The sequence below is a fragment of the Pseudomonas sp. NPDC089918 genome, from assembly GCF_050280605.1.
Lineage (GTDB): Bacteria > Pseudomonadota > Gammaproteobacteria > Pseudomonadales > Pseudomonadaceae > Aquipseudomonas.
In genome coordinates this window covers 1-13,530 of record NZ_JBNNVP010000003.1, presented here as the reverse complement: position 1 = coordinate 13,530, position 13,530 = coordinate 1, and the positions used below count along the sequence as shown (strand labels likewise).

Sequence of the window (13,530 nt, the reverse complement as noted above, 5' to 3'; positions counted from 1 at the left end):
GGGCAAGCCCGCTCCCACAGGTTTCTTACCTTCGGGCTAATAAGCCCCCCTTTTTAAATTGAAGATGAGAGAAACGATGAAACCACGTGCCCGCGACCTGAACATTCAGTTCGGCCAACTGCAACCCGGCCCCCTCAACGCCATCACCGATGTGCCCGGTGTACGGGTCGGCCACAGCAATGTGCGAGGACAAACCGCCAGCGGCCGCGACATCTACACCGGAGTCACGCTGATCGAGCCCCGTGCCGGTTCCGCCAATCAACAGCCATGCTTCGCCGGCGTCCATGTGCTCAACGGTAACGGCGATGCCACGGGGCTTGAGTGGATTCGCGAGGCCGGCCTGCTGACCAGTCCGATTGCCTTCACCAACACCCATAGCCTGGGCGTAGTGCGCGACGCGCTGATCGTTTTGGATCGTCAGGAGCAACCCGACGATGGGCGCCTTTACTGGAACATGCCCGTGGTGCTGGAAACGTTCGACGGCTTGCTCAACGACATCAACGGTTTTCATGTACGTCCGGAACATGTGGCCGAAGCTCTGCGCACAGCCGTCGGCGGCCCGGTCATCGAAGGCGCGGTGGGCGGTGGCAGCGGGATGATCTGTCATGAATTCAAGGGCGGGATTGGCACCGCATCGCGCCGGCTGAATAGTGCTCAAGGAGGCTGGACCGTCGGCGCAATCGTCCAGGCCAACCACGGCATTCGTCACGAATTACGCGTCGACGGTTACCCCGTGGGGCGTTATATGGAGCAGGTCGACTCGCCCTTCCTCAAGGCCTCCCTGCCCCATCCGGGCATGGGCTCCATCGTCGTCTGCCTGGCCACCGACGCGCCTCTTTTACCCCACCAATGCACGCGCCTCGCGCAACGTGCCAGCCTCGGCCTGGCCCGCACCGGTGGCGGCAATGAAGACCACAGCGGCGACATTTTCGTGGCCTTCGCCACCGGCAATCAGCACGTGCCGCCAGCCGCTTATGAAGGCAAAGGCGCGCCTACTTGCGATCACCTGAGGATGGTCAACAACGACCACATCAGCGAACTGTTCCTGGCCGCCACCGAAGCCGTGGAAGAAGCCATCATCAACGCCCTGCTGGCCGCGAACACCACCGAAGGCAACGGCCATACGGTGCCGGGCCTGGATGCCAACACCTTGCTCAAAGCGCTGCGCCAGGCCGGTTGGCCGGGGGGATTAGACTAATGGTACTTGAGTGCCAGCCACCGGCTTCTTACGATATTGGTACGTAGCGGTTGGAGGTTTAAAGCCGTTGCGTAGGTGGTGAGTGAACTGAACCCCAATAAGCTCACCACTTGTTTCATGCGCATCTTGAGCCTCTGGGCTCTACTTCCTCCCCATCAAAGAGCTTTGAGGCTCTTTTTTTGTCTGTCAAAAAGCGTCGGCGCTGACCGGTCGGCAAAGGTGAATATCCTGAGCCGCGTCGCTGCGCCTGGATGCACCGAAAAGATCACGACCAATCACCCGCGCAACCTCCAGATGAACCGTCGGCTCCTGGATTTCCGAGTCGAGCAACAGCTCGGACGTCACAACGCTGGCACCGCAATAATCGAAGATTCCATGGTCGATCTGCGTCTTCATGGCGTCGGCATAACCGTGGCGCGCATAGGTTCCCGCATCTGCGCCGCCGACACCCACAAGGTGAACCCGCAGGTGGCGAAGCTTCTTCTCCAACTTGGCATCCGCACTGAAATCGAATGCCCAGCCATTGGCGAACACCCGATCGATCCAGCCTTTGAGCAGCGCCGGCATCGACCACCAATAAACCGGATACACCAGCACCAGCGCATCGGCGCCATCGATTCTCGCCTGCTCGGCGGCCACATCGGCGGGGGGCGGTGCTTCGCGATGATGGACGGCGAGATCGGCCGCGCCGAACCTCGGATCGAATCCTTGCGCCCAAAGGTCCGCGATCTCGAAAGAGTTGTCGGAATCAGCTACGGATACGCCTTCGCCGATCTGCCTGGCGAGGCTATGGGTGAGCGACTGTAGATCATGGTGAGCGACAACAATGAGTGCGTGCATGTCGAAAACTCCTGCTACGGAATGAGTGATTGAGGGCTAGAGACGAGCCTTATATACTCTTGGTAAGTTACGATCAGTAAGCTACTTTTGGTACATAAGCATGTCAAGCACCGAAACACCTGAGCAGGATTCCAGCCCGCAACCACGTCGCCGGATGTCGCGCGAAGAGCGCCAGCGCCAATTGCTGGATGTCGCCTGGCAGCTGGTTCGAGAGGAAGGCACGGAAGCCTTGACCCTGGGCCGGCTCGCCGAACAGGCGGGGGTGACCAAACCGGTGGTTTACGATCATTTCACCACCCGCCCCGGGTTGCTGGCGGCGCTTTATCAGGAGTTCGACGCGCGTCAGACCGCGCTCATGGACGCTGCGCTTCAAACCAGTGAACCGACGCTGGCGAGCAAGGCAATGGTCATCGCGTCTTCATATGTTGATTGCGTTCTTCTCCAGGGCCGCGAGATACCCGGCGTGATCGCGGCGTTGACCAGCTCGCCCGAGCTGGAAAAGATCAAGCGCGAGTACGAAGCGATCTTCATGGACAAGTGCCGCAACGCCCTTCTCCCCTTCGCCGGAGCGGGTGAAATCGCGCCAGCGAGTCTTCGGGCGATGCTCGGTGCAGCCGAGGCGCTGTCTCACGCCGCCGCGACTGGCGAGATCACGCCAGTGCAGGCACAGGACGAACTTTTCGCAACGATCATGGCGATGGTCGAAAGGAGCGCACGCCTCGGGGTCGGCCTCGAAACCTGAACGGCTGGCCCGCCAGGACAGCAGCGTAATGCCACCTATACTCCAAACCACCTTCCCCCACGGGGGGCTGCGCTACCAACAATAAAAAGCAGAGGTGGAACATGGTCTGGCAGCAAATCTACGACCCTTTCGATAACCCGATGCTATCAACCATCATGGCGGCGGTGCCGGTGGTGGTGATGCTGGCCTCCCTGGCGTTTTTCCACATCAAGGCGCACCTGGCGGCATTGTTGGCCCTGGGCTCGGCTTTGCTGATTGCGATTTTCGCCTTCGGCATGCCGGCGGACATGGCGGGCTCAGCCGCGCTATATGGCGCCGCCAACGGGCTGCTGCCGATTGGCTGGATCGTGCTTAACATCATCTTCCTGCATCGGCTGACCACCGAGAACGGCTCGTTCAAAGTGCTGCAAGACTCCCTGGCGCGCATCACTGACGATCGACGTCTGCAACTGCTGCTGATTGCCTTCTGCTTCGGCGCTTTCTTCGAAGGAGCCGCCGGTTTCGGCACCCCCGTGGCGGTGACCGGGGCCATTCTGATCGGGCTGGGCTTCTCGCCCTTGGCCGCGTCTGGCCTGGCGTTGATTGCCAATACTGCACCCGTGGCATTCGGCGCCCTGGGCACGCCCATCATCACCCTGGCCAAAGTGACCGGGCTGGATGAAATGGAGCTGTCGATGATGGTCGGCCGGCAACTGCCATTTTTCTCGGTGATCGTGCCGTTCTGGCTGATCTGGGCCTTCGCCGGCTGGCGCAAGATGCTGGAAATCTGGCCGGCGATCCTGGTCGCCGGGGTCAGCTTCGCCATACCGCAGTTTCTTGTGTCCAACTACCACGGGCCGATGCTGGTGGATGTAATCGCCGCGCTGATTTCCATGGCCTGCCTGACCGGTTTCCTCAAGGTCTGGAAGCCAGCCACTGTGCACACCTCCGCCGCCTTGTCGGGGCGCGCCGACAACTCCAGTGTGGATGTGGACCCGGACGAGAAACCCAGCGCGACCTTTGCCAGCGACGCCAAACCTGCCGTAATGCGGGCGTGGATGCCATGGATCATCCTCACAGTCTTCGTGTTTGCCTGGGGTACCCAGAGCTTCAAAAACCTGTTCGACACCCGCCCGGTCATGGATCCGCAAACCCACTCGGCCAAGCTCGATCCCCAAGGCAAGCCGATGCGCGAGGCCAACCCGATCTTTGCCCCGACCTTGACCTTCACCACCATTCACCAACAGATCGAGAAGGTGCCGCCCGTGGTGCCTACACCTAAAAAAGAGGACGCGGTCTACAAGTTCACCTGGCTCACCAGCACCGGCAGCGGCATCTTGCTGGCGGCGATCCTCGGCGGGCTGCTGATGGGTTATTCCATCCCGCAGCTGCTGCACCATTACCTGCGAACACTGTGGGTGGTGCGCTACTCGCTCATCACCATTGTGGCCATGCTTGCCCTGGGCTTCCTGACCCGCTACTCGGGCCTCGACGCCACGATGGGCCTGGCCTTCGCCGCAACGGGCATTTTCTACCCCATGTTCGGCACGTTGCTCGGCTGGCTCGGCGTTGCCCTGACCGGCTCGGACACAGCCTCCAACGTGCTGTTCGGCGGCTTGCAACGGGTAACGGCCGAGCAGTTGGGCCTGAGCCCGGTCTTGATGGCGGCGGCCAACAGCTCCGGCGGGGTCATGGGCAAGATGGTCGACGCCCAGTCGATCGTGGTCGCGTCCACCGCCACCCGCTGGTACGGCCATGAAGGGGAAATCCTGCGCTACGTGTTTTTCCACTCCGTGGTGCTGGCGATTCTGGTCGGCGGGCTGGTGACGTTGCAGGCCTATGTGGCGCCGTTCAGTCATATGGTGGTGAGTGGGAATTAACCGAGGCGACCGCTGTTAACCATGGCCCGGCATCGCAACCCGGGCCATGCCTCACGCCAGATAACCGCCGTTCACATCAGGCCGAAACTTGCGCATGGCAACAGTAGGCTAAGCTTTCAGCAGCTCATTGCTCACGATGCTCGATTCTGCAGGTTTTGGTTTTTTCTGGAGAGCGTCTGCAACAGCTACTTCAGACAGGCCCAAACCTTTCACGCAGGACTGACGTGATGACCGAGCCCCTCCTCAGCTTTGATGCACTCAAGCGCGCCGCTGCCTCCGGCGAGATCGATACCGTGTTGGTCTGCATGGTCGACATGCAAGGACGACTGGTCGGCAAGCGATTCCAGGTCGAGTTTTTCATCGACAGCGGCCATGAAGAAACCCACTGCTGCAATTACCTGCTGGCTGACGACATCGACATGGAACCGGTGCCGGGTTACGCGGCGGCCAGCTGGAGCAAAGGCTATGGCGACTTTGTCCTGAAACCCGACATGGCCACCTTGCGTCGCGTGCCCTGGCTGGAATGCACGGCGCTGGTGCTCTGCGACGTGCTCGATCACCACCATCGGCGCGACCTGCCCCATAGCCCTCGGGCGATCCTGAAAAAACAGGTCGAGCGCCTGCGCGAACGCGGCTATACCGGCATGTTCGCCTCGGAGCTAGAGTTCTATCTGTTCGACGAGAGCTATGAAGCCATCCACGAGCGCAACTACCACAAGCCGAAGACCGCCGGCCATTACATCGAGGATTACAACATCCTGCAGACCACCCGCGAAGAGCCGGTATTGCGGGCGATTCGCAAGCATCTGCAGGCCTGCGGCATTCCGGTGGAAAACTCCAAGGGTGAATGGGGGCCGGGGCAGGAAGAGATCAACATCCGTTATGCCGACGCCCTGACCATGGCCGATCATCACGTGATCATCAAGCACGCCTGCAAGGAGATTGCGCAACTGCAGGGCAAGGCGATCACGTTCATGGCCAAGTGGCGCTATGACGCCGCCGGTTCCAGCAGCCATGTGCACAACTCGCTGTGGGACAAGAATGGCAAAAAATCGCTGTTCTTCGACCCCAAGGCTGAGTTTGGCATGTCGAAACTGATGCGCTCCTGGGTGGCCGGGCAGCTCAAATACGCCAACGACATCACCTGTTTTCTGGCGCCCTACATCAATTCGTACAAGCGCTTCCAGGCCGGCACTTTCGCGCCTACGCGGGCCGTATGGAGTCGGGACAATCGCACCGCAGGCTTTCGTTTGTGCGCGGAAGGCAGCAAGGCCATCCGCATCGAATGCCGCATCGGCGGTGCCGACCTCAACCCCTATCTGGCCTTCGCCGCCTTGATCGCCGCGGGCCTGGCCGGTATCGACGAGAAACTCAACCTGACGCCGCCCTTCGAGGGCGATGCCTACGTCGACGAGCACTTGCCCGAAGTGTCGAAAACCTTGCGCGATGCCTGCGCCGCGCTCAAGGCGTCGAGCATGTTGCGCGAGGCATTCGGTGATGAAGTGATCGACCACTACGTGCATACCGCTGAGTGGGAACAGAAAGAGTACGACCGGCGCATCACCGACTGGGAACTGCAGCGCGGCTTCGAGCGCTATTGAGCACACACCATGACTGAGATCGTTCAACTCATCTCACCGGTCGATGGCCGGGTCTACGCCGAACGCCGCCGTGCCGATGCGGCGCAGCTCGACCAGGCTCTGACGGCGGCCGCAGCCGCCCAGTTGCAATGGCAGCGCCGACCACTGAGCGAACGCGCCGCGTTTTGCAGCGCCGCCGTGGACGCGATGCTGGCGATGAAGGCCGAGATCGTGCCGGAGCTGGCCTGGCAGATGGGCCGCCCGGTACGCTTCGGCGCCGGCGAACTGCGCGGCTTCGAAGAACGTGCGCGGTACATGATCGCCATTGCGCCTGAGGCATTGGCAGCGGTTGAACCTGTCCCTGTCGCCGGTTTTCGGCGCTGTATCAAACGTGAACCGTTGGGTACGGTGCTGGTCGTTGCACCGTGGAATTACCCCTATCTGACGGCGGTGAATACGATCATCCCGGCGCTGATGGCGGGCAACAGCGTGATCCTCAAGCACGCCACACAAACGCTGCTGGTGGGCGAGCGTTTCGCCGAGGCCTTTCGCCGCGCCCATCTGCCCGAAGGCCTGTTCCACAACGTGCTGCTCGATCATCAGCAGACCGCCGCGATCATCGCTTCAGGACGCGTGCAGCAGGTGAACTTCACCGGTTCAGTCGATGCCGGCAAGGCCATGGAAAGCGCCGCCACTGGATGCTTCCTTGGCGTGGGCCTGGAGCTCGGCGGCAAAGACCCGGCCTACGTTCGGGCAGACGCCAACCTTGAGCATGCGGTGGAAAACCTGGTGGACGGCAGTTTCTTCAACTCCGGCCAAAGCTGCTGCGCCGTCGAGCGTATTTATGTCGATGAAAAAATTTACCCGGCCTTTGTCGAGCGCTTCGTCGCCTTGACCCGCCAATACGTGCTGGGCAACCCGCTGGACGAAGCCACCACCCTCGGCCCGCTGATTACGCCGAGCGCCGCTGAATTCGTTCGCGGGCAGATCGTCGATGCGCTGGCACAAGGGGCCAGGGCATTGATCGATCCAAAGGACTTTCCCGCCGATGCACCGGGCAGCGCCTATCTAGCGCCGCAGGTACTGGTGGACGTCACTCATAAAATGTCGGTGATGCGCGAGGAAAGCTTTGGCCCGGTGGTCGGCATCATGCCGGTGGCCAGCGACAACGAAGCCATCGCCTTGATGAACGACAGTGAGTTCGGGCTCAGCGCTTCTATCTGGACGCAAGACCTCGCTGCCGCCGAACGCATCGGCGACGAGATCGCCACCGGCACCGTGTTCATGAACCGCTGCGATTATCTGGACCCGGCACTGGCCTGGACCGGGGTGAAAAACAGCGGGCGCGGCGTCACGCTGTCGCGCCTTGGCTATGAACACCTGACCCGCGCGAAATCCTTCCATCTGCGCCATGAGATCTGAGCCATGAGCCTGACCGCGAACTGGAACTACCCCACGAGCATCCGCTTCGGCGTTGGCCGCATCGCCGAATTGGCCGAAGTCTGCCGCAGCCAAGGGATCCAGCGACCGTTGCTGGTCACCGACAGCGGCCTGGCGCGTGCCCCGATCACCACGGCGGCGGTGGAATCCTTGCGCGCCGCCGGCCTTGGCGTCGCGCTGTTTTGCGACCTCAAGCCGAATCCGATTGAAGCGAATCTGGCGGGAGGACTCGACGCCTGGCGCGCCGGCAACCACGATGGCGTGGTCGCCTTCGGCGGTGGCAGCGGCCTGGACATGGGCAAGCTCATCGCGTTCATGAGCGGCCAGACCCGACCGGTTTGGGATTTCGAAGACATCGGCGACTACTGGACACGCGCCGACGAAAGCAGCATCGCCCCGGTCATTGCGGTGCCGACCACCGCCGGCACCGGTTCCGAGGTGGGCCGTGCGGCGGTGATCATCGACGAGCGTACACACACCAAACGCATCATCTTTCACCCGAAAATGATGCCGCGCGTAGTCATCAGCGACCCGGCCCTCACCGTCGGCATGCCGGCAAAAGTCACCGCTGGCACCGGCATGGATGCGTTTGCCCATTGCCTGGAATCGTACTGCGCTCCCGGTTTTCACCCCATGGCCGAAGGTATTGCGGTCGAAGGCATGCGCCTGGTGGCCAATGCCCTGGTACGCGCCGTACACACCCCCTCCGACCTCGACGCGCGCGCGCAAATGCTGGCGGCTGCGGCGATGGGCGCTACCGCTTTCCAGAAAGGCCTGGGTGGCATGCACGCACTCGCCCATCCGGTGGGCGCTCTGTACGACACCCACCACGGCATGACCAATGCCACGTTCATGCCCTATGTACTCAAGTTCAATCGCCCGGCCATCGAAGAACGCATCACCCGCCTGGCGGCCTATTTGCGTCTGCCCTCCCCGGGGTTCGACAGCTTTCAGGCCTTCGTTCTCAAGCTGCGCAAAGACATCGGCGTGCCACATACGCTGTTTGAACTGGGGGTGGATGACAAGCAGGCCGATTTGATCGCGGACATGGCGATTGTCGACCCCTGCGCCGGCGGCAACCCGTTGCCGTTGACACGAACTGGCGCGGCAGAAATTTTCGACGCGGCGTTTCACGGCCGTCTCTAGAGCAATCGTCTGTCCATGGCCAACGTGTGAGCACGCAACCTGGATGGATTTCAACCGTTAGAGGCAGGAGCAGTACAACAGGGGGTTGAAGACAAACCCATTCGGCAACGCACCACGCGGATGGATGTGGATCAAAACCTGAACAAGAGCACACGTTATGAGTCCAGTAAGCCAACCCGGCGCCACCGCGCCACAAGACGACGACCTCAAGGTGTTGCACAACATGGGCTATGCCCAGCAACTCTCGCGACGCATGGGCGTTTTCTCCAACTTTGCCATTTCCTTTTCGATCATTTGCATCCTCTCGGGTGGCATCAACTCGCTGGCACAGGGCACTTCGGGTGCAGGCGGTGCAGCCATCGGCATCGGCTGGCCACTGGGCTGCCTGATCTCCGGGGTTTTCGCCATGGCCATGGCACAGATTTCCTCGGCCTACCCAACGGCTGGCGGCCTCTATCACTGGGGCTCAATTCTCGGAAACCGCTTCACCGGCTGGCTGACGGCCTGGTTCAACCTGTTGGGGTTGATCACGGTGCTCGGCGCGATCAACGTCGGTACCTATTACTTCTTTTTCGGCGCCTTCGGACCGGCCCTGGGAATGGAAGACACCATCACCACACGGATCACTTTTCTGGCGATCCTGACCGGCCTCCAGGCCTTGTGTAACCACTTTGGCATCGGCCTGACCGCAAAGCTCACTGACTTCTCGGGCTACCTGATCTTCGCCACGGCGCTCGCGCTGACCATCGTCTGCCTGATCGCCGCCCCCAGCTTTGAGTTCGCCCGGTTGGTGACCTTCGGCAACTACTCCGGCGAAGCCGGCGGCAACGTCTGGCCACAGGTGTCGAACGGCTGGATTTTCATGCTCGGCCTGCTCTTGCCGATCTACACCATTACCGGCTATGACGCCTCGGCGCATACCTCCGAAGAAACCCATCAGGCATCCGTGTCGGTACCGGTCGGGATGGTCAGCTCGGTGGCCTGGTCGCTGCTGTTCGGCTGGGTGATGCTCTGTTCGTTTGTACTGATGCTGCCGAGCATGGACGAAGCGGCGAAGCAGGGTTGGAATGTGTTCTTTTGGGCGATGGACACTCAGGTGAACCCGGCGATCAAGATGGCGCTTTACCTGGCCATTTTCATCTCGCAGGTTCTCTGCGGGCTGGCGACCGTGACCTCGGTCTCACGCATGATCTTCGCGTTTTCCCGTGACGGCGGCCTGCCCTTCTCCAAAGCATTGGCCTCAGTCTCACCGACCCATCGCAGCCCGGTGGCGGCGATCTGGACCGGTGCCACGCTCGCGGTGTTGTTCGTGTGGGGATCGTCCCTGGTATCGATCGGCGAAACGCCGGTTTACACGATCGTGGTCTCCTGCACGGTGATCTTCCTGTTCTTCTCTTTCATCATTCCCATCGTGCTGGGCCTGTTTACCTACGGGACTGCGAAGTGGCCGACCATGGGGCCGTGGAACATGGGGCGCGGGTTTTACTCGTTGTTCGCCATCCTCTCGATCCTTTCGATGGTGCTGATCTTTGTCATCGGCATCCAGCCACCGAACGATTGGGCGTTGTACATCACGCTCGGTTTTCTGATTCTGACGGCAATCATCTGGTTCGCCTTTGAAGCCCGGCGCTTCCAGGGCCCACCCGTAGGCGACATGATCATCAAGCGTCAGGCAGAAATCGCAGCGGCTGAAGAGGCGTTGAATAAACAGGCTGGGAGCTGATTGCCATAGCCATGAACAGCGAGGGGCTGAGCGCTAATGCCAGTCAGTTAAGCAATCCCTGTGGGAGCGGGCTTGCTCGCGAAGAGGGCGTGTCAGTCGACATTAATGTCGCCTGGCACACCGCTTTCGCGAGCAAGCCCGCTCCCACAGGTTTCGCATGCTTAACTGACTGGCATTAGGCGCTGCCCCTCCGCTTTTTATGAATCAACCAACAGGAAGCACGCAGATGGACCGTCTCACGGCGAAAGACTTTGCCCCTGAACTGCTCGAACTCTACGACTACTACGCCCACGGCAAAATCAACCGGCGAGCGTTTCTTGATCGTGCGGCGTTGTTCACCTTGGGCGGTTTGACGGCCACAGCCCTCCTCGCCGCCCTGAGCCCGAATTATGCACTGGCCGAACAGGTGCAATTTACCGACCCGGACATCATCGCCGAGTACATCACTTACCCCTCGCCCAAGGGTCACGGGCAGGTTCGTGCTTATTGGGTGCGCCCTGCCAAAGCCACCGGCAAGGTGCCGGCGGTGGTGGTCGTGCATGAAAATCGTGGGCTTAATCCTTACATCGAGGATGTCGCCCGACGCCTTGCCAAAGCGGGGTTCATCGCACTCGCCCCAGACGGTTTGACGTCGGTGGGCGGCTATCCCGGCAACGATGACAAAGGCCGGGAATTGCAGCAAACCGTCGACCCGGAAAAACTCATGAATGACTTTTTCGCCGCCATCGAGTGGCTGATGAAACATGACGCCACCAGCGGGAAAGTCGGCATCACCGGCTTCTGTTATGGCGGTGGAGTCGCCAATGCCGCAGCCGTGGCCTATCCGGAATTAGGGGCCGCCGTGCCCTTTTATGGCCGTCAGCCAAAGGCTGAAGATGTCCCCGGAATCAAAGCCCCGCTGCTGCTCCACTATGGCGAACTGGATACGCGCATCAATGAAGGATGGCCCGCCTACGAACAGGCGTTGAAAGCAGCCGGCAAAACGTATGAGGCCTATATCTATCCGGGCGTTAACCACGGTTTCCACAACGACTCCACACCTCGATACGATGATGCCGCCGCCAGGCTTGCCTGGGATCGAACACTGGCCTGGTTTCGGCGCTACCTGGCTTGATTTTTCAAATACGAATAATGGCGATAAGGAACTTGACGCTTATGAAGAAGTAACTGAACAGCACTTCCTTCATCGCCAAACTTAATATTGAACATACCGCCTCCTAACCCATCGCGATTAATAAAATAATATTAAAAATTACTCTTCCATTGCCCATTGCATATTTATCCGCGCCTGCTTAACTGCAAAAACTGCTGATCACGGCAGTGCCCGCAAAACACCACGGAAGGAATCGTTATGAGCAGTTCAACTCGCCATAGCATGCCCCCCTATGGGGTGGCCATCCAAAGCGCGATCAAGGCCGGCAGCCTGCCGGAAATGAAGACGCTATTGAAACAACGCGATGCATCCACACCAGAAAACAAAGAGCTAACTACCGCTTACGAGCAATTGGCAAAGGAAGTCGCACGCCTGGAAAAGCACTAACAGCTATTTCCGCTCCCCTTATTGCAATGGAGGCAATAACCATGTCTGGTTCTAATCAACAACTTGTCGGTTTGTTCCCGCTCGGTTACCGAATTGGTACTTCGGCACCGGGTGCACAAAGTCTGGCACTCAATCTCCTGGTCTTTACCCCTGACGAGACTGTCAACGGCACCGCCGCAATCACTCAGGCGACCAACCCGCCTCTGGATGTGCATTCCGATGTCTGGGGCGAATACACCTACCTGACGGTCATGTCACCCGGCGTCAGCAAAATCCTGATCACCGCACAAGGCAATCACGGCGGCTCAGGCTCGAACTCCATCGTGAATTTCAAGTTGCAACTGGTGGTGGGCACCGACTGGAAAGAAGGCGTCGCCAACTATTCGTACTTGAATGGTCAGCAGTGGGTCGAGGTCAACAATGCTCCCGCCCATCTCATTGAGGCAGTACCGTCCCACGTCTCCCCGCTGCCGTTGGAACCCGGCCCGGTGATTCCGCCGGAATCACCGTATCCGCCAATCATGCCGCTGTACGCCGCACCGATTCAAAGTGCAATGGCCAGCGGTGACCTGGCCCAGATGAAAAACCTGTCGCGCCTGGCCCAGCAGCAACTCGATCAGCAACCCCAACTGCAGAGTGCGCTTGAAACGGCCAAGGAAGAAATCAGCCGACAGGAACGCCGCTGACTCGACCACGAAATATGCCCGACTTGTCTTCAATACAATTAAGGGAGTAGCACCATGTCAATCGGACTTTTTCATACCCGCCTGAACGTCAGTAATCACCTGCTGGGCGCACCGGTTTTAACCCTCGATCTGCTGGTGGATACCACAAAGAAAAAAGTCAGCGGGATTGCGAGTATTTTCCAAAGCACCTACCCGACCCTCAACTTCCGTGCCCGTGTATGGGGTGAGTATTCCGAGGCCAAACTGGTGCCGACGGCGGAGAACCACATCATCCTCACCCTGGCGGGCAGCCCGAGCGGCCCTCTCAGCCAGATCGCCCAGACCTTCGGTTTGAAGGGCATTTTAGGCAGCGATTGGGCGAGTGGTTATGTCGACTACAAATATCAGGAACAGGGTCACTGGCATTACGTGAAACACGCGGCGGTCAGCCAGGCTCCCGTTATTGTGCACCCGGAGCATCCGCACCATGCGGTGCCGCTCTACGCCGTCGCGGTCCAGCAAGCGCAAACCAGCGGTGACCTGGCGCAACTGAAGGCCGTGGTCAGCCAGGGTGAACAGCAACTCGCCCACAGCGGTGCGCTGCGCAACGCGCTGGACCAGTTGAACGTTGAAATCGCCCGGCTGGAGGCTCGCTAACCCGCACCGGTAATGCCGTCAGGCAAGCATCCATGTGGGAGCGGGCTTGCTCGCGAAGGCGCCAGCACAGTCAATATTGATGTCGCCTGACACACCGCTTCATCGGGTCAAGCCGTTCGCCCAGCAACACATTCAATTGC

General features: G+C 60.1%; 12 protein-coding genes. 11 read left to right on the top strand and 1 reads right to left on the bottom strand.

The annotated features are described in order from the left end of the window. Positions 1 to 76: 76 nt before the first annotated feature. Positions 77 to 1,198, top strand: coding sequence for a P1 family peptidase (locus ACQKPC_RS02795; protein ID WP_427623032.1), 1,122 nt, complete (start codon positions 77 to 79; stop codon positions 1,196 to 1,198). Between the two features lie 186 nt (positions 1,199 to 1,384). Here ACQKPC_RS02795 and ACQKPC_RS02790 read toward each other — a convergent pair whose 3' ends face one another. Beyond that, positions 1,385 to 2,038, bottom strand: a complete 654-nt coding sequence (locus tag ACQKPC_RS02790; protein ID WP_427623031.1) for an NAD(P)H-dependent oxidoreductase — start codon at positions 2,036 to 2,038, stop codon at positions 1,385 to 1,387. A gap of 100 nt (positions 2,039 to 2,138) precedes the next feature. Between ACQKPC_RS02790 and ACQKPC_RS02785 the strand changes: the two genes are divergently transcribed. The 10 genes from ACQKPC_RS02785 (at position 2,139) to ACQKPC_RS02740 (ending at position 13,390) form a co-directional block, all read left to right on the top strand. Further along, positions 2,139 to 2,780 carry a TetR/AcrR family transcriptional regulator gene (locus ACQKPC_RS02785; RefSeq protein ID WP_427623030.1) on the top strand — a complete coding sequence of 214 codons (642 nt, stop codon included), beginning with the start codon at positions 2,139 to 2,141 and terminating at the stop codon, positions 2,778 to 2,780. Between the two features lie 101 nt (positions 2,781 to 2,881). Continuing rightward, positions 2,882 to 4,639, top strand: a complete 1,758-nt coding sequence (locus tag ACQKPC_RS02780) for an L-lactate permease (RefSeq protein ID WP_427623029.1) — start codon at positions 2,882 to 2,884, stop codon at positions 4,637 to 4,639. A gap of 227 nt (positions 4,640 to 4,866) precedes the next feature. Next, a complete protein-coding gene (locus tag ACQKPC_RS02775) occupies positions 4,867 to 6,240 on the top strand; it encodes a glutamine synthetase family protein (RefSeq protein WP_427623028.1) in 1,374 nt (457 codons plus the stop codon). 9 nt (positions 6,241 to 6,249) lie between these two features. Continuing rightward, on the top strand, positions 6,250 to 7,641 hold the full coding sequence (locus tag ACQKPC_RS02770) for an aldehyde dehydrogenase family protein (RefSeq protein ID WP_427623027.1): 1,392 nt from the start codon (positions 6,250 to 6,252) through the stop codon (positions 7,639 to 7,641). Between the two features lie 3 nt (positions 7,642 to 7,644). Continuing rightward, positions 7,645 to 8,805, top strand: coding sequence for an iron-containing alcohol dehydrogenase (locus ACQKPC_RS02765; protein WP_427623026.1), 1,161 nt, complete (start codon positions 7,645 to 7,647; stop codon positions 8,803 to 8,805). A gap of 157 nt (positions 8,806 to 8,962) precedes the next feature. Beyond that, positions 8,963 to 10,528, top strand: coding sequence for an amino acid permease (locus ACQKPC_RS02760; protein WP_427623025.1), 1,566 nt, complete (start codon positions 8,963 to 8,965; stop codon positions 10,526 to 10,528). 226 nt (positions 10,529 to 10,754) lie between these two features. After that, entirely contained in the window at positions 10,755 to 11,642 is an 888-nt protein-coding gene (yghX, locus tag ACQKPC_RS02755) for a YghX family hydrolase (protein WP_427623024.1), read from the top strand. A gap of 237 nt (positions 11,643 to 11,879) precedes the next feature. Further along, positions 11,880 to 12,068 (top strand): DUF1843 domain-containing protein, encoded by a 189-nt coding sequence (locus ACQKPC_RS02750; protein WP_008012203.1) that lies wholly within the window; start codon positions 11,880 to 11,882, stop codon positions 12,066 to 12,068. Positions 12,069 to 12,109: 41 nt separating this feature from the next. Then, complete coding sequence (locus tag ACQKPC_RS02745) at positions 12,110 to 12,754, top strand: DUF1842 domain-containing protein (RefSeq protein WP_427623023.1); 645 nt, start codon at positions 12,110 to 12,112, stop codon at positions 12,752 to 12,754. A 54-nt stretch (positions 12,755 to 12,808) separates the two neighbouring features. Next, positions 12,809 to 13,390, top strand: coding sequence for a DUF1842 domain-containing protein (locus tag ACQKPC_RS02740; RefSeq protein WP_427623022.1), 582 nt, complete (start codon positions 12,809 to 12,811; stop codon positions 13,388 to 13,390). Positions 13,391 to 13,530: the final 140 nt, after the last annotated feature.

Bases quoted from the DNA above. Each gene is read 5' to 3' on its own strand.
- ACQKPC_RS02750 (WP_008012203.1), top strand. From the start codon at position 11,880: ATGAGCAGTTCAACTCGCCATAGCATGCCCCCCTATGGGGTGGCCATC.
- ACQKPC_RS02780 (WP_427623029.1), top strand. From the start codon at position 2,882: ATGGTCTGGCAGCAAATCTACGACCCTTTCGATAACCCGATGCTATCA.
- ACQKPC_RS02775 (WP_427623028.1), top strand. From the start codon at position 4,867: ATGACCGAGCCCCTCCTCAGCTTTGATGCACTCAAGCGCGCCGCTGCC.
- ACQKPC_RS02770 (WP_427623027.1), top strand. From the start codon at position 6,250: ATGACTGAGATCGTTCAACTCATCTCACCGGTCGATGGCCGGGTCTAC.
- ACQKPC_RS02740 (WP_427623022.1), top strand. From the start codon at position 12,809: ATGTCAATCGGACTTTTTCATACCCGCCTGAACGTCAGTAATCACCTG.
- ACQKPC_RS02745 (WP_427623023.1), top strand. From the start codon at position 12,110: ATGTCTGGTTCTAATCAACAACTTGTCGGTTTGTTCCCGCTCGGTTAC.
- yghX (WP_427623024.1), top strand. From the start codon at position 10,755: ATGGACCGTCTCACGGCGAAAGACTTTGCCCCTGAACTGCTCGAACTC.
- ACQKPC_RS02785 (WP_427623030.1), top strand. From the start codon at position 2,139: ATGTCAAGCACCGAAACACCTGAGCAGGATTCCAGCCCGCAACCACGT.
- ACQKPC_RS02760 (WP_427623025.1), top strand. From the start codon at position 8,963: ATGAGTCCAGTAAGCCAACCCGGCGCCACCGCGCCACAAGACGACGAC.
- ACQKPC_RS02790 (WP_427623031.1), bottom strand. From the start codon at position 2,038: ATGCACGCACTCATTGTTGTCGCTCACCATGATCTACAGTCGCTCACC.
- ACQKPC_RS02795 (WP_427623032.1), top strand. From the start codon at position 77: ATGAAACCACGTGCCCGCGACCTGAACATTCAGTTCGGCCAACTGCAA.
- ACQKPC_RS02765 (WP_427623026.1), top strand. From the start codon at position 7,645: ATGAGCCTGACCGCGAACTGGAACTACCCCACGAGCATCCGCTTCGGC.